The following is a 15,020-nucleotide window of genomic DNA, read 5'->3' as shown; positions in this document are numbered from 1 at the left end:
CGGATTCCTGGTTTACATCATCGAGGCAGCCAGCCGAACCGTCTCGCTGACAAACTCGGTCTTTCCGCCGGTATAAAAATCCCAATCGCCGTCTGCCTCCGCAGCCAGCCGGCGTTTCAGATCGGCATAGGCCTTGGCCCTCTCGGGGTGATCCCTGAGGTAATCCCGAAACAGAATGCGGTCCCGATGCGCGCGATTATCGGGTCCGCAAAGATAGAGCTTGAAGGCACAGGCTTGATGATCGCGGGTGAAAGCCCATCGTTGCTCTCCGGTATCGCCGTGGAAGACGAAATCGGCAGCGCGCACGATCTCGATCGCCGCTGCCAGGAAGGCGTCGGATATCATCACCGCATCGAGGTCGATCTTCGGCTTGGCCGGCAGGCCAGGCACCGACGTACTGCCGATATGATCGATGGAAAGCACGCAGTCCCCGAGTAGGATAGAGACCTCGGCGCTGATCTCGGCAAACAGCCGCGGCCAGGAAGGATCGTAGTCGACAACTTTGATGGCGCGCATGCCCTTCCTCTCGATCTGTTCAGGGCGCCTTGGTCAGCAATCCGTCGAGGATCTCGATCATCTTCTGCTCGGCCTCTTCGAGCGAGCCGCTATTGTCGAGCTCCACCACGTCGTATTCGCCGCGCACCGTCAGCGGTCCACGGGCGAGCCGCGCCATGATATCCTCATGCGTCTCGCGGCCGCGCGCCTCCAGCCGGCCGGCGAGCACTTCGGGGCGGGCGGTGACGTTGATGACCTTCAGCCGCGGAAAGGCGGCCTGGAAACGATGAAGCGCCGAGCGTGAACCGTTGGCGACGACCACATGGCCCCTTGACAGCGCCACCGAAACCTCGGCCGGAATGCCGTATTTCAGGCCATGCGCTTCCCACCAGACGGCGAAGGAGCCTGACTGCTCCATGGAGGCAAACCCTTGGAGGGAGACGGAAAGATGGTCTTCGCCGCCGGCGTCACGATGACGGGTGATGACGCGGCGGACGAAATGCACATCGTCGCGGCCCCTGAAACGCCGGGCGGCAAGATTCATCAGCGTGTCCTTGCCGGCGCCGCTCGGTCCGACGACGACGACCATGATGCCGCGCTCGGCTCCGGCTCCTGCGTGGGGTTCGTGCGACATCATGCGACACGGCGTCCCTGGCGCCAGACGGAGCGTGTCACCGGCACGCCATGCGAGCGGTGGACGCGCACGAGATCGGCGCGTAGCCCCGTCGCGATCCGGCCGCGGTCATCGAGACTGACGGTGCGGGCGGGCGTCGACGTTACCATGGCGATCGCCTTCGGCAGGCTGATGCTCTCGACTTCGTCGGCGAGGATGAACGGCGCATGCAGCAGGCTGAGCGGCACGTAGTCGGAGGAAAGCACGTCGAGCACCCCCATCTCGGCAAGGTCGCGGGCGGCGATATTGCCGGAATGGGATTTGCCGCGCACGATGTTCGGCGCCCCCATCAGCACGCTCATGCCGTGTCCGTGCGACGCCCGGGCGGCATCGAAACTGGTCGGGAATTCGGCCAGCCGCACGCCGTTGTCGATCGCCTCGTCGACATGCGAGAGCGTCGCATCATCATGGCTTGCCACGGTGATGCCGCGCTCGGCGCAGACCTTGGCGATGGCGTTGCGGTGCGGCGTCGAATTGCGCGCCGATTCTGCCTGGCGCTTGGCGACGAAACGGGCAAAAGCCTCGTCGCTCAGGCCCCGCTTCTTCTGGTAGTAGAAGATATATTGATCCATCGTCTGGAATTGCCGCTGGCCGGGCGCATGATCCATCAGCGAGACGAGCCGCACATGCCGGTCGTTTTCGAAATCGGCGAAATGTTCGAGCACATTGTCGGCCGAGACCTCGCAGCGCAAATGAAGCAGGTGCTCGGCGCGCAGTCTGCCTTCCGTCTCTGCCGACTGGATGGCATCGGCCATCTCGCGCATCTCGCCATGTTCGAAGCCGCCGTCTTCGTCCGCCCCCATGCGCAGGCAGTCGAACACCGTGGTGATGCCTGATGTGACGATCTGGGCGTCATGCGCCTGGATAGCGGCAGTCTTGTTCCAGCGAATGCCGGGACGCGGCTGATAATGGCCTTCGAGATGATCGGTATGCAGCTCGACAAGGCCTGGAATGATGTAGTCGCCTTCAAAATCTTCGCCGGCTACCGAGTTACCCTCGGAAATGTCGGCGATCTTCCCGTCGCGGATGAGGATCGAGCCCGAGAGGACGTCATCCTCAAGAACGATGCGGGCGTTGGAAAACACGGTCTCTTTGCTCATGGCGTCAGGTCTTTCAGCTTTTGGCGCCGGCAAGCGGCAGCCAGGAATGAACTTTGAACGGGGCACCGCGCGTCTCCTCGATGAAGACGGCAAGGCCGGAAATCGAAAGCGGCCGGCCGGTGAAATCGGCAAACCGCTCGGTCAGGATCGCTTTCATGACCGCGGCGCGTGTCTCGGGCACCTGGCCGCTCAGCGTCATGTGAAAGCCGAAATCCTCCATCACGTAAGGATAACCCCAGCGCTGCAGATGGGCGCGCTGGCTGTCGCTGAGCTTCTCAGGGTTGCGTCGCGCCATATCGGCCTCGGAAAGCGCTGCGCGGAACGGTTCGAACGACCTTACCACCTTCGCGGCGAAATCCTGAAGAGGTTGATGAAGAGAACCGGGAACGAGGGCAAAAAAACGGCCGAGCTGGCCGAGGACAAGCTCAGGAATCTCGAAGGCTTGCGTGCGCTGGGCAAAATCCTCGGCAACGGTCATGAGATCCCTCTCGGTGACCGAGGAGGCGAGCGAAAACGGCGCCTTGATCGTGGCGTGAAAACCGTAGCGGCGGGGGTCGGCGGTCAGCTCGAACTGTTCTGCAGCACCCAGTTGCGCATGGTCCGGTGCAGGATAGGTCTCGCCGGTGAAGGCATTGCGGCCGAGCCAGAGCGAGGCCGCGCCGGTCAGAGGATCATCCTTCGGCGGCGAGAAATAGAGAGCGTAGCGCAAGGCTTTTATCCTGGGGATCGTCCAAACGGGGAGCGCACAGTGCAGTGATTTGGCGGCGAACCGCAAGCAGGCTCCCGGCTAAAAGATTTCCGTGACAGAATGATGATGGCATCAATTCGTCAGTGGCCCTTTTTTCCCATCACGCGCGAACGCAGCGCATTCGAGAGATTGTCGAAGGCGAAGACCACGAGGAGGATCAGCAGGACCATATAGGCGACTTTGTCCCAGTCCGAATTGGTCTTCATGGATTCGAGCAGCTTAAGGCCAATGCCGCCCGCACCGACGGCGCCGATGACGGTCGCCGAGCGGGTATTCGATTCCCAGAAATAAAGCGATTGCGAGATGAACACCGGCAGGACCTGGGGGATGACGCCGTAACGTTGGACGGCCACCGGTGCCGCACCGACCGATCTCACGCCCTCACGCTGCTTGTCGTCGATGTTCTCAAGCGCTTCGGCATAGACCTTTCCGAGTGCGCCCGTATCGGTGAAGAAGATCGCCGCGATGCCTGGGAGCGGCCCTGGGCCGAACGCACGGGTGAAGAACAACGCCCAGATCAGCATGTCGATCGAGCGCAGGAAATCGAAGAGCCGCTTCGTGGCCCAGTTCGCAGCGCGGCTCCGCGTGATGTTGCGCGCGGCGATGAAGGCGAGCGGGAAAGCGACCAGCGTGCCGAACAGCGTACCGACAAAGGCCATGACCAGCGTCTGCATCAACTTCGTCAGGATGTCGCCATGCTGCCAGCTTGCGTTGTTCAGGAAGTTGTCCAATGCCAGCGAGGCATTGGACTGGTTGGGATCGAGCCGTTCGCCGGAGAACATCAGGCCGACGACCTCAGGCAGGTTCCGGCCCCAGAAGGGCGACTGCGTATCGAAGAAGAAGTTCGCCCAGCCGAGAAAGCGGCGCTGGACATAGACCTGGCTGGTACGGATTTCCGCCTGTCCCGCGAAGCCGTAATAGACGATCACCTTGTTGTCGCCCCGCTCCATCTGGGCAGGCGCATCGGCCGGCAGGGAGGCGCGATCGCGGGTGATGGTCACGGGGTAGAGCTTGCCGTCGATATAGACGTCGACGCGGCTCGGCGTCACTTCCATGCGGTTGCCGTCGCTGCCGAAGGTGACGGTGTATCGGCTGCCATCGGCATTGGGCTTCAGCCAGTTGATATCGGCGCCCTCGGGATACTGGCGGCGGCTCGTCCATTGGGGGACGACCTGATCGTTCTGGAAACGCAGGCGCGGCTGGGCGCGCCAGGAATACCAGTCCTGGACATAGACCGCCGCGCGGTCCCAGTTGCCGTTCACGAAGGTGGGAATGACGTTGAAGAAGGCGAAGCAGAAGGCAAGATAAACGAAAACCGCAGCTGAAATGAGGAGCAGACCCCAGCGTTGCATGAAGCTGCGATGGAAGACGTCCGGATAGGCGGAAAGCAGTCGTTCGCGCTCGGCGGCGTTGATGGTCGGAACCGAGGACATCAGGCTGCTCCCTGTCCGAATTCGAAGGACTGCTTGCCGATCAGCCGGCGGCGCAGCCAGGCGGAGAATTGGTCGACGCAAATGACGGTGATCAGCAGCAGGATGATGATCGCATAGGTCTTGGCAGCATGGTCGCGTCCGATCGAGAGGCTGAAGACCTCACCTATGCCGCCGCCGCCGACGGCGCCGATTATAGTCGAGGCGCGCACGTTGATCTCGGTCCGCAGCAGCGTGTAGGAGACGAAGTTCGGCAACACCTGCGGCAGGATCGCGAAGCGCACGCGCTCCAGCCAGCCGGCGCCGGCGGCGCGCAGGCCTTCATCCGGCTTCATGTCGGCATTCTCGACGACTTCGAAGAACAGCTTGCCAAGCGCGCCGACGGTATGGACCCATACCGCGATGATCGCCGAAATCGGACCGATCGACAGGATCGCGGCGAGGAGGCCGGCGACGACGATTTCTGGGAAGGCGCGCATGATTTCCATGATGCGCCGCACGACCCAGCGCGTCACGCCTGCACCGACCAGATTGGTGGAAGCGAAAAAGCAGAGCAGGAACGCGCCGCTCGCACCGAGAATGGTGGAGACGATGGCGATGTTGAGCGTGATCGCGAGCTGGTAGAAGAAATTCGGGATGTAGAAACTATCGGTGATCCAGACGCGGTCGCTTGTATAGTCGTATTTGATCGAACCGTCGGAAAAGGGCGACGGCAGATCGAACATGGCGCGGAAGATCTCCAGCGGACTGTCCGGCACGAAGCTCTTCATGAAGTCGAAGAAATAGGGAAGGCGCTCGAAGAACTTGCCCGAATTGGCGCTGTTGGCGAAGTCGAGCGAGGCGCCGAGGATGATCAGAAAGACCACGATTGAAACGACGGTATAGATCCGCCGCGTTCGAACCTGGCTCTGATAATGATCGAGGATGGTGCGGGAGCCCCCCTGCAATCCGCTCAGAGAGTCCGCGCCGGCCGAGTGCGCCATATGTGGCTTCCTTCTTGAAAAACGGCGGCATCATAACGATGCCGCCGCAAGACTGTTCAGACTGAGGATCAGCCGCCGATAACGGCCTTACGGGCGTCGATGATCGTCTGATAGAAGCTCTGGTCGACCGGCGCCCAGTCAACGTAGCCGCCGCCCGTGAACGATTCGAAGCAGCTCTTGTCTGTCTTCGGCAGTTCGGCGAAGTAGGCGGTAACCTTCTTCTGAAGGTCGGCCGGCAGCTTCTGGGAAACCATCAGCGGACCGTTCGGGATGAGCGGCGACTTCCAGACTTCGACGATATCGTCCATGTCGAGCAGGCCCTTGGTGACCATCTGGTGCAGATTGCCGGAGGAGTAGCCCTGCGCCCAGTCGCCCTGACCGGAACCGAAGGTGGTGCCGACATCGAACTTTTTGTCGAGAACGCCGAGAACGAGGTTCTCGTGGCCGCCGCCGAAGCCGGTTTCAGCGAAGTACTGCTTGACTGGTGCGCCGGTGTCCTTCGGAAGGGCAACGTTAGGAACAAGGTAGCCGGAGGTAGAGTCCGGATCGGCGAAGCCGAGCTTCTTGCCCTTGGCGTCGGCAAGCGTCTTGATGCCGGAGTCCTTGCGGGCAACCATGATCGAGTAGTAGCCGGTCGAACCGTCTGCCTGCTTGGTAGTCAGAACCGGGGTGACGGCGTTCGGATCCTTGATATAGACCGCGGCGTAAGAGGCGGCGCCCATGACGGCGAGGTCGATCGTACCGCCAAGGAGACCCTGGATGACGCCGTTGTAGTTCGGCGATGGGAAGAGCTGAACTTCAGAAACGCCGGTGGCAGCGATCAGGCCGGGCTTGACGCACTCGGTGCGGCGAACCTGGTCGGCTTCGTTTTCACCGCCATCGAGACCGATGCGGAGGACCTTGACGTCCTGGGCAGCAGCATTGCCGGCGACGGCGGCGACGGCGATGGTTGCCATCATGATCTTGCGGAATGCAGACATGGAAGTCTCCTTTTGTGACATGGTTTGTTTGTCAGTTATTTTTCCGACCGTTGTCCCCGTCGGCCGGAAACGGGTCAGTGCACGGCGGCTGCTTTGGCCACCCTGCCGGATGAGACATTCTCGGCGCGGCGCTTGGATTCGAGGCTGGTCGAGGTCAGCGTTTCGTCGATGCCGGCGCCATCCTTGTCGGTCCCGTAGATTTCCTTCACCGCTTCGGCGGTCAGCTCCGAAGGCTGGCCGTCGAAGACGACGCGGCCGCCGGCCATGCCGACGATGCGCTCACAATAGTTGCGGGCGGTATCGAGCGTATGAAGGTTGGTGATGACGGTGATGCCCTCGCGTTCGTTGATATCGCGCAGCGCATCCATGACGATCTTGGCGTTCAGCGGATCGAGCGAGGCGATCGGTTCGTCGGCAAGAACCATTTTCGGGTTCTGCATCAGCGCGCGGGCAATCGCCACGCGCTGCTGCTGGCCGCCGGAAAGCGTGCCGGCTGCCTGCAGCGCCGTCTGCTCGATGCCGAGGCGTTCGAGTGCTGCGATCGCATGCACGCGTTCCTCGCGCGTGAAGATGTTGAGCAGGCTCAGAAGCGTCGAGCGGTGGTTGAGGCGACCAAGCATGACATTTGTGAGAACGTCGAGGCGCGGCACCAGGTTGAACTGCTGGAAGATCATCGCGCAGTCGCGCTGCCAGTTGCGCAGCGCCTGACCGCGAAGCCCGGAGACCTCGACGCCAGCGAAATGAACGGAGCCGGAGCTCGGCTCCTGAAGCCGGTTGATCATGCGCAGCAGCGTCGACTTGCCGGCGCCGGAGCGGCCAATGATGCCGACCATCTGGCCCTGAGGAATGTCGAGCGTGACGGAATCGACAGCGAGCTTTTTTCCGAAACGACGTGTGACATTCTTCAGCTCGAACATCATGCTCTTCCCTTGCAATCCATGCCTTGATCAGCTTCGCATTAGTCCCGCTTGATGAACCTCGCATGTCATATTTGTGTAAGTCCTGTCACAATTCTCAGCCACTATATCGGGGGTTTTAATCGCCGTAGCGGGACAGGAAATCTTCCGCGTCAAGGTTGCGGAAATCCTCGAGCGCCTGGCGCAGCCGCTCGTGCTCCCAGTCCCACCAGGAAAGCCTGTCCATCCGTTCGCCGACTTCTGTTGGAAAGCGCTCGCGGATGAGTTTGGCCGGTACGCCGCCGACGATCGTATAGGGCGCGACGTCCTTTGATACGACGGCGCCGGCCCCGATCACCGCGCCATTGCCGACGTTGACGCCCGGCAGGATCGTCGCTCCGTGGCCGATCCAGACGTCGTTGCCGATCGTCACGCGGTTTGCGCGCCGCCAGGCGAAGAAGTCCGTCTCCATATCGCCGTCCGGCCAGTAGTCGGCGGCGCGATAGGTGAAATGATGCAGTGTCGCGCGCCAGGTCGGATGGTTGGTGGCGTTGATGCGCACGGCGGCGGCGATATTGACGAACTTGCCGATCGTCGCACACCAGACGGAGCCATCCTGCATGATGTAGGAATAGTCGCCGAACGTGGCCTCGCTGATGCGGCAGCGTTCCGAGACCTCGGTATAGCGCCCGAAGGTGGAATCGCTGACGGATGCCGTTTCATGAAAGTAAGGCTCGATACCAAGCTTGCGGCTCATGCAGCGATCTTTCTGGGTGAGAACTGCTGAACGTCGAGGATGCGGTCGGCGACGGCTTCGCGCACTTCCTCGTCGTGGAAGATGCCGAGAAGGGCCACACCCGCCTTCTTCTTTTCCGCGATCATGCCGACGACGACGGCACGGTTCCTGGCATCGAGCGAGGCTGTGGGTTCGTCGAGAAGCAGGATCGTGTGCTCGGTGATGAAGCCGCGCGCGATGTTGACGCGTTGCTGCTCACCGCCGGAGAAGGTGGCGGGCGGAAGCTGCCAGAGCGTTTCCGGCAGATTGAGCCTGGCAAGCAGGGCGCCCGCCTTTTCCCGTGCCGTGACGGCGTCCTCGCCGCGTGCCACCAGCGGTTCGGCAACCACGTCGATCGCCGCGACGCGCGGCACGGTGCGCAGGAACTGGCTGACATAACCGAGCGTATTGCGGCGGACGTTAAGAATGGTGCGCGGATCGGTGGAAGCGAGATCGATGATGCGTCCGTCGTGACGAATGAGGATCTGGCCGGTGTCGACGGCATAATTGCCGTAGATCATCTTGAGCAGCGAGCTCTTTCCGATGCCCGATGGGCCGCCGAGGACGACGCATTCGCCCGATGCGACGGAGAAGGCGACATCGGAGACGACGGGCAGCTTGATGCCGTCGCGCAGGTGCATGGTGAAGCTCTTTGAGACTTCGGAAACGACGAGGGGCGTTGCCATATTCTTCTTCCTTGGTTTCGGGCCTCAGACCTGCAGGATCGAGGAAACGAGCAGCTGCGTGTAGGGTTCGCGCGGGTCGTCGAGCACGCGGTCGGTGAGCCCGTGTTCGATGACGTAGCCGTCCTTCATCACCATCATCCGGTGCGAGAGGAGGCGGGCGACGGCGAGATCGTGGGTGACGATGATGGCCGAGAGACCGAGATCGTTGACGAGGCCGCGCACGAGGTCGAGCAGTCGCGCCTGCACCGAGACGTCGAGGCCGCCGGTCGGCTCGTCCATGAAGACGAGGCGCGGGCCGGTGACGAGGTTGCGAGCGATCTGCAATCGCTGGCGCATGCCGCCGGAAAAGGCGCGCGGCTGGTCGTCTATGCGGTCGGCGTCGATCTCGACGCGTTCGAGCCAGTCGATCGCCGAGGCACGGATCTTGCCATAGTGCCGGTCGCCGATCGCCATCAGCCGTTCGCCGACATTGGCGCCGGCAGAGACCGTCATGCGCAGGCCGTCGGCCGGGTTCTGATGCACGAAGCCCCAGTCGGTGCGCATCAGGAAGCGCCGCTCGGCCTCGTTCATGCGATAGAGGTCGCGGTAGCTGCCGTCGCGCATGTGATATTCGACGCTGCCGGTGCTCGGCAGCAGCCGAGTGGAGAGGCAGTTGAGCAGCGTCGTCTTGCCGGAGCCGGATTCACCGACGATGGCGAGCACTTCGCCGGGCCAGAGCTCGAAGGAGACGTCGCGGCAGCCGATACGGTTGCCGTAGAATTTCGAAACGTCACGGACTTTGAGAAGCGGAGTATCGCTCATTCTGCAGCCTCCCGGGCCAGCATTTCGCCGGCATATCCGTGCGCGCGGCGGTCTTCGCAATAATCGGTGTCGGAGCAGACGAACATGCGCCCACCCTTGTCGTCGAGAACCACTTCGTCGAGATAGACTTCCTCGGCGCCGCAAAGGGCGCAGGGTTTGTCGAAGCGCTGGATATCGAAAGGGTAATCCTCGAAGTCCAGGCTGACGACGTTGGTATAGGGCGGGACCGCATAAATGCGCTTCTCGCGTCCGGCGCCGAAGAGCTGCAGCGCGTCCGACATATGCATCTTCGGATTGTCGAATTTCGGCGTCGGCGACGGGTCCATGACATAGCGGCCATGGACCTTCACCGGATAGGCGTAAGTCCGCGAGATGCGGCCGTTATGGGCGATGTCCTCGTAGAGCTTCACATGCATGAGGCCGTATTCTTCGAGCGCATGCATCTTGCGGGTCTCGGTCTCGCGCGGCTCGAGGAAGCGCAGCGGCTCGGGGATCGGCACCTGGTAGACGAGCACCTGGCCCGCCTCGAGCTTTTCCTCGGGAATGCGGTGGCGCGTCTGGATGATCGTCGCATCCTTGGTATGCGTCGTCACCGCGACATTGGCGACCTTCTGGAAGAAGGCGCGGATGGAAACGGCGTTGGTCGTGTCGTCGGCACCCTGGTCGATGACCTTCAGCACGTCGTCCGGTCCGATGATCGAGGCCGTCACCTGCACGCCGCCGGTGCCCCAGCCATAGGGCATCGGCATTTCGCGCGAGGCGAAGGGCACCTGATAGCCGGGAATGGCGATTGCCTTCAGGATCGCCCGGCGGATCATCCGCTTGGTCTGTTCGTCGAGATAGGCGAAGTTGTAGCTGGCCAGATCGGTCATTCGGCGGCTTCCTTCATGTCTTCGCCACCGTTGCGGGCGGCTTCGAATTCGCGGCGCATGCGGCGGACGAGATCGAGTTCGGCCTGGAAGTCCACATAATGCGGAAGCTTCAGGTGCTCGACGAAGCCCGTCGCCTGGACGTTGTCGGAGTGCGAGATGACGAATTCCTCGTCCTGTGCCGGCGCTGTGATATCCTCGCCGAGCTCTTCGGCGCGAAGAGCCCGGTCCACCAGCGACATCGCCATCGCCTTGCGCTCACTCTGGCCAAAGACCAGGCCGTAGCCGCGGGTAAATTGCGGCGGCGCCTTGGCCGAACCCTTGAACTGGTTGACCATCTGGCATTCGGTGATCTGGATGGTGCCGAGCGAGACGGCGAAGCCGAGTTCCGGCACGTCGAATTCTACCTCGACGTCGCCGATGCGGATTTCACCGGTGAAGGGGTGGTTCCGGCCATAGCCGCGCTGAGTGGAATAACCGAGCGCCAGCAGGAAGCCCTCGTCGCCGCGGGCAAGCGCCTGCAGGCGCAAGTCGCGGGTCATCGGGAATTCCATCGGCTCGCGGGTCAGATCGCCGATCTCGTGATCTTCCGGCATGTCGCCGTCGGCCTCGATCAGGCCTTCCTCGCCGAGGATCTCGGAGACGCGCATGACGCGGCCGGTTTCGGCGGCGCGTTGAGCGGGCGTCTCGACCGCCTCGTCCGAAAGCAGGGAGGGATCGAGCAGGCGGTGGGTATAGTCGAAGGTGGGGCCGAGAAGCTGGCCGCCCGGCAGATCCTTGTAGGTCGCCGAGATGCGGCGTTCGATCGTCATATCAGCCGTGTCGAGCGGCCTGGAATAGCCGAAACGCGGCAGCGTCGTGCGGTAGGCGCGCAGCAGGAAGATCGCCTCGATCATGTCGCCCCGCGATTGGCGGATGGCAAGGGCTGCGAGCGTACGGTCGAAAAGCGAGGCCTCGGCCATGACGCGGTCGACGGCGAGCGCCAGCTGCGCCACGATCTGTTCGATGCCGATCGCCGGCAGCGAACGGTCGCCGCGGCGGCGGTCGGCGAGCAGGCGGTGGGCATTGGCGATGGCGGTCTCGCCACCCTTGACGGCGACATACATGAGCTCAGATCTCCGTTACTGTGATCTTGGTGGTGCGCGGCAGGCAGAGGAAGCGTTTACCCGCCGTCAGCACGATGTCGACGCCGCGCGGAAAGAGCGCGCGGTTCTCGGTCCAGAGCCGCAGGAAGGTCTCCGGCAGGCCGATAGGCGCGATCTCCGCCACGCTCTGGATGCCGGGACCCATCAGCGCCAGCCTGCGGCCGCCCTCGAGTTCGGCGAGTTCGACGATGAGGGTCGTCGAGCGGTCGGGATATTCCTGCGTACCTGATGCAAAGAGGCCGAAGGAGGAAGGTGCGGTGCCGGCCTCGGTGAAGGCAAAGCGCGCTTCGGCTTTTTCGGTGGTCAACGGCGCGCCGGTATGGAAGCCGAGCCACTCCGGCACGGCGGATCTCGCCAGTCCCTGGGAAAGCCAGACGGGCGTGTCGTGGTCGCAAAGCGTCAGCGCGATCGTGCCGGCGGCGATGCCGAGCGGTGCCGGCGGAGCGACATCGGGCTGAACGGTCTGGATCGTGCCGGGGCGCGCCATGCCGTCCATCAGCATCTTGAAGACGCTCTGGGCATGGAAGACCGGCTCGGCAAAGCCGCCGGTCAGAGCTTCTGTCCTCAGGCCCATCAGTTGTCTCCCCGCACCATGGTGAAGAAATCGACGCGGGTTGCCGCCGTCTCGTCCGCCTTGCGGCGTTCGGCATCGGCGATCCGCTCGGCGATCGGTAAAAGCAGGGCCTGTTCGACGAAACCCTGCGTCGCCTCCTCCTGCCAGAGCGCGTCGAAGATCGCCGCAAGCCTGGCCTTTTCACGGTCGGTGCCGAGCGCCTGCGCATGGCCGACCGAGCCGGAGTCGAGCCGGACGGTCGCTCGCGTCACGGTCACTTCCCCCAGGTTGAAGGGAGCGCCGCCGCCGCCGATGCGTCCGCGCACCATCACCAGCCCGGTTTCCGGTCCGCGCACCGGATGGGCCACAGGCTTTTCCGGCAGCGCATCGAAGACTGCCAAGAGTTCGCTGCGCTCCGCCCGCGCCAGCAGATCGGCGGCGCGTTTGCGCCCGGATGCCGTCTGTGACGCAGCGTCTGTCCTGTCCGCTGATATCATCGCCGCTTCCCTTAAAATGTCTATTGATATAGACAACCATACAAGATACACTTAGCTCTAAATCGATGTCGTGACAAGCGTGTGACATCGTCGGCGTGAAATGGCAGGGCAGGGGTGGAATGGCGGGATTGAAGCAGGTGCAAAGGCAAACCGGCGTGGCGCTCTGGCGCCAGATCGCCGATCGGATTCGCGAGGCGATCAGCAACGGAGCCTATGACGAAACGGGAATGGTGCCGCCGGAAACCATGCTGGCGCTGCAATTCGGCGTCAACCGGCATACGGTGCGCAGCGCGCTGGCGGCGCTCGCCCAGGAGGGGATCGTCCGTGCGGTACAAGGCCGCGGCACGCTGATCGAGCGCAAGGAGCGGTTGAATTTCCCGATCACCCGGCGCACGCGTTTCACCGCCGGCATCGGCGATCAGGCGCGTGAAATGCGCGGCCTTCTGCTCGATGAGGCGAAGGAGGAGGCGAGTGCCGAGATCGCCCGCTGGCTGGGCCTGAAGCAAGGAGATCAGGTGATCCGCCTGGAAACATTGCGCCAGGCAGATAAGCGGCCGGTTTCAAGGGCGACGAGCTGGTTTCCCGCCAAGCGCTTTGCCGGTATCGGTGAGGCTTACCGGACGGGGGAATCGATCACCAAGGCTTTCGCCGAACTCGGCCTGCCGGATTACGTCCGGGCGACGACCGAGGTGACGGCAGCCCATGCCAGTGCAGCCGATATGGCCGACCTCGAACTCACCCCCGGCGCGATCCTGCTGATCGCCAAGGCGATGAATACCGATCTTGAGGGTGTGCCGGTGCAATATTCGATCAGCCGCTTCGCGGCCGACCGGGTACAGTTCACCATCGAAAATTGAGCGCCTTTCCCCGCCGAAGCGGGGAAAGATCAGCTGAGATCAATGTGCGCCCGACATGTCGCCGAGCACTTCCTTGGACGCGACAGTGGAATCCGCCTTCAGCGTGTAGACCATCGGCACGCCGGTCGCGAGGTTGAGGGCAAGCACGCCTTCGCGGCTGAGCTTGTCGAGCACCATCACCAGCGAGCGCAGCGAATTGCCGTGCGCGGCAACCAGCACCTTCTCGCCCCTGAGCACGCGCGGCAAGATCTCCGTGAGGTAGTAGGGCCAGACGCGGGCGCCGGTGTCACGCAGGCTTTCACCGCCGGGAGGAGGCACGTCATAGGAACGGCGCCAGATATGCACCTGTTCCTCGCCCCATTTGGCGCGCGCATCGTCCTTGTTGAGACCGGAGAGGTCGCCGTAGTCGCGCTCGTTCAGCGCCTGGTCGCGGATCGTCAGGAGATCGGGCTGGCCGACCTTGTCGAGGATGAGCTTCAGCGTGTGCTGCGCACGCACCAGCACCGAGGTGTAGGCGACGTCGAATTTGATCCCGTAGTCCGCGAGTGCGGCACCGCCTGCATTAGCTTCCTGGATACCGAGCTCGGTCAGATCGGGATCCTTCCAGCCGGTGAAGAGATTCTTCAGGTTCCAGTCACTCTGGCCGTGGCGAACGAGGACGAGGGTACCGCTCATGAATTTGCCTCCGTAGTATCGTTATGAGGAAGAGAGCCCGAGCACGTCGAGCATGGAATAGAGACCCGGCTTCTTGTCACGCGCCCAGAGCGCCGCCTTGATGGCGCCGCGCGCAAAGATCGAGCGGTCGGCCGCACTGTGCGACAGGGTGACGATTTCACCTTCTCCGGCAAAAAGCACGGAATGTTCGCCGATGACGGAGCCGCCGCGCAGCGTCGCAAAGCCGATCGTGCCCGCCTCGCGGGCGCCCGTATGGCCGTCGCGCACCCGGACCGATTTCGAGGCAAGATCGATGCCGCGCCCTTTTGCCGCGGCCTCGCCGAGGAGAAGGGCTGTGCCTGAAGGCGCGTCCACCTTGTGCTTGTGGTGCATTTCCAGGATCTCGATATCCCAGTCGACAGGATCAAGCGCACGCGCTGCCTGCTCTGCGAGCACGCCGAGCAGATTGACCCCGAGGCTCATATTGCCTGACTTGACGACGCGCGCATGGCGGGCCGCCGCGGCGATCTTGGCATTGTCGTCGGGTAAACAGCCCGTCGTGCCGATGATATGGACGATGCGGGCCTGCGCGGCGAGGCCTGAAAATTCCACCGTTGCGGCAGGCGAGGTGAAGTCGAGCACGCCTTCGGCATCGAGAAAAGCGTTGAGCGGATCGTCGCCGATGATGACACCGGTCGGGCCGAGACCGGCGATCTCGCCGGCATCCTTACCGACGAAGGGCGAGCCGGCGCGCTCGACCGCGGCATGCAGGCTCACGCCCTCGATGGAATGGATGAGCCGGATCAGCGTCTGCCCCATGCGTCCTGCTGCGCCGACCACCACCAGTTTCATCGCAGCATCGCTCATGTCAGTCTCAC

18 protein-coding genes are annotated in these 15,020 nt (G+C 62.9%); 1 reads left to right on the top strand and 17 read right to left on the bottom strand.

Annotation, left to right across the window (positions count from 1 at the left end):
• Window positions 1-12 precede the first annotated feature (12 nt).
• From FY112_RS33450 to phnG, 15 genes are all read right to left on the bottom strand, one after another.
• Window positions 13-516: a GrpB family protein gene (locus tag FY112_RS33450; protein ID WP_131621045.1), complete on the bottom strand. Its 504-nt coding sequence runs from the start codon at window positions 514-516 to the stop codon at window positions 13-15.
• A gap of 19 nt (window positions 517-535) precedes the next feature.
• Complete coding sequence (phnN, locus tag FY112_RS33445) at window positions 536-1,132, bottom strand: phosphonate metabolism protein/1,5-bisphosphokinase (PRPP-forming) PhnN (RefSeq protein WP_017962763.1); 597 nt, start codon at window positions 1,130-1,132, stop codon at window positions 536-538.
• Window positions 1,129-2,268 carry an alpha-D-ribose 1-methylphosphonate 5-triphosphate diphosphatase gene (locus FY112_RS33440; RefSeq protein WP_026158954.1) on the bottom strand — a complete coding sequence of 380 codons (1,140 nt, stop codon included), beginning with the start codon at window positions 2,266-2,268 and terminating at the stop codon, window positions 1,129-1,131. The genes phnN and FY112_RS33440 overlap by 4 nt, the downstream gene beginning before the upstream one ends.
• Window positions 2,269-2,281: 13 nt before the next feature.
• Window positions 2,282-2,977 carry a DUF1045 domain-containing protein gene (locus tag FY112_RS33435; protein WP_131719758.1) on the bottom strand — a complete coding sequence of 232 codons (696 nt, stop codon included), beginning with the start codon at window positions 2,975-2,977 and terminating at the stop codon, window positions 2,282-2,284.
• A gap of 119 nt (window positions 2,978-3,096) precedes the next feature.
• Complete coding sequence (phnE, locus tag FY112_RS33430) at window positions 3,097-4,449, bottom strand: phosphonate ABC transporter, permease protein PhnE (protein ID WP_131719757.1); 1,353 nt, start codon at window positions 4,447-4,449, stop codon at window positions 3,097-3,099.
• On the bottom strand, window positions 4,449-5,429 hold the full coding sequence (gene phnE, locus FY112_RS33425; RefSeq protein WP_017962767.1) for a phosphonate ABC transporter, permease protein PhnE: 981 nt from the start codon (window positions 5,427-5,429) through the stop codon (window positions 4,449-4,451). The genes phnE (FY112_RS33430) and phnE (FY112_RS33425) overlap by 1 nt, the downstream gene beginning before the upstream one ends.
• A gap of 68 nt (window positions 5,430-5,497) precedes the next feature.
• Window positions 5,498-6,409 carry a phosphonate ABC transporter substrate-binding protein gene (gene phnD, locus FY112_RS33420; protein WP_131621055.1) on the bottom strand — a complete coding sequence of 304 codons (912 nt, stop codon included), beginning with the start codon at window positions 6,407-6,409 and terminating at the stop codon, window positions 5,498-5,500.
• A 74-nt stretch (window positions 6,410-6,483) separates the two neighbouring features.
• Window positions 6,484-7,326 carry a phosphonate ABC transporter ATP-binding protein gene (gene phnC, locus FY112_RS33415; protein WP_080635870.1) on the bottom strand — a complete coding sequence of 281 codons (843 nt, stop codon included), beginning with the start codon at window positions 7,324-7,326 and terminating at the stop codon, window positions 6,484-6,486.
• A 118-nt stretch (window positions 7,327-7,444) separates the two neighbouring features.
• The gene (locus FY112_RS33410; RefSeq protein ID WP_131621057.1) at window positions 7,445-8,062 is read right to left on the bottom strand and encodes a DapH/DapD/GlmU-related protein; all 618 of its coding nucleotides are present in this window, start codon (window positions 8,060-8,062) and stop codon (window positions 7,445-7,447) included.
• Window positions 8,059-8,766, bottom strand: coding sequence for a phosphonate C-P lyase system protein PhnL (gene phnL, locus FY112_RS33405; protein ID WP_017962771.1), 708 nt, complete (start codon window positions 8,764-8,766; stop codon window positions 8,059-8,061). The genes FY112_RS33410 and phnL overlap by 4 nt, the downstream gene beginning before the upstream one ends.
• 24 nt (window positions 8,767-8,790) lie before the next feature.
• The gene (phnK, locus tag FY112_RS33400; RefSeq protein ID WP_131629991.1) at window positions 8,791-9,567 is read right to left on the bottom strand and encodes a phosphonate C-P lyase system protein PhnK; all 777 of its coding nucleotides are present in this window, start codon (window positions 9,565-9,567) and stop codon (window positions 8,791-8,793) included.
• Window positions 9,564-10,439: an alpha-D-ribose 1-methylphosphonate 5-phosphate C-P-lyase PhnJ gene (locus FY112_RS33395; protein ID WP_131719754.1), complete on the bottom strand. Its 876-nt coding sequence runs from the start codon at window positions 10,437-10,439 to the stop codon at window positions 9,564-9,566. Before FY112_RS33395 ends, phnK begins: the two co-directional genes overlap by 4 nt.
• A complete protein-coding gene (locus FY112_RS33390; protein ID WP_017962773.1) occupies window positions 10,436-11,542 on the bottom strand; it encodes a carbon-phosphorus lyase complex subunit PhnI in 1,107 nt (368 codons plus the stop codon). The genes FY112_RS33395 and FY112_RS33390 overlap by 4 nt, the downstream gene beginning before the upstream one ends.
• A gap of 4 nt (window positions 11,543-11,546) precedes the next feature.
• Complete coding sequence (phnH, locus tag FY112_RS33385) at window positions 11,547-12,155, bottom strand: phosphonate C-P lyase system protein PhnH (protein WP_131719752.1); 609 nt, start codon at window positions 12,153-12,155, stop codon at window positions 11,547-11,549.
• Entirely contained in the window at window positions 12,155-12,631 is a 477-nt protein-coding gene (gene phnG / locus FY112_RS33380) for a phosphonate C-P lyase system protein PhnG (RefSeq protein ID WP_094086978.1), read from the bottom strand. Before phnG ends, phnH begins: the two co-directional genes overlap by 1 nt.
• A gap of 119 nt (window positions 12,632-12,750) precedes the next feature.
• Here phnG and phnF point away from each other — a divergent pair, with 119 nt between their 5' ends.
• Window positions 12,751-13,488, top strand: a complete 738-nt coding sequence (gene phnF, locus FY112_RS33375) for a phosphonate metabolism transcriptional regulator PhnF (RefSeq protein ID WP_131719751.1) — start codon at window positions 12,751-12,753, stop codon at window positions 13,486-13,488.
• Between the two features lie 39 nt (window positions 13,489-13,527).
• Here the strand turns inward: phnF and FY112_RS33370 are convergent, their stop codons facing one another.
• Complete coding sequence (locus FY112_RS33370) at window positions 13,528-14,163, bottom strand: 2,3-bisphosphoglycerate-dependent phosphoglycerate mutase (RefSeq protein WP_094086976.1); 636 nt, start codon at window positions 14,161-14,163, stop codon at window positions 13,528-13,530.
• A gap of 21 nt (window positions 14,164-14,184) precedes the next feature.
• Window positions 14,185-15,009: a 4-hydroxy-tetrahydrodipicolinate reductase gene (gene dapB / locus FY112_RS33365; RefSeq protein WP_094086975.1), complete on the bottom strand. Its 825-nt coding sequence runs from the start codon at window positions 15,007-15,009 to the stop codon at window positions 14,185-14,187.
• Window positions 15,010-15,020: the final 11 nt, after the last annotated feature.

Origin of the sequence: Rhizobium sp. PEPV16 (assembly GCF_008919455.1) — a bacterium.
Lineage (GTDB): Bacteria > Pseudomonadota > Alphaproteobacteria > Rhizobiales > Rhizobiaceae > Rhizobium > Rhizobium leguminosarum_Q.
The sequence above is the reverse complement of the archived record's forward strand: the minus strand, read 5'-3'. Positions and strand labels throughout refer to the sequence as shown.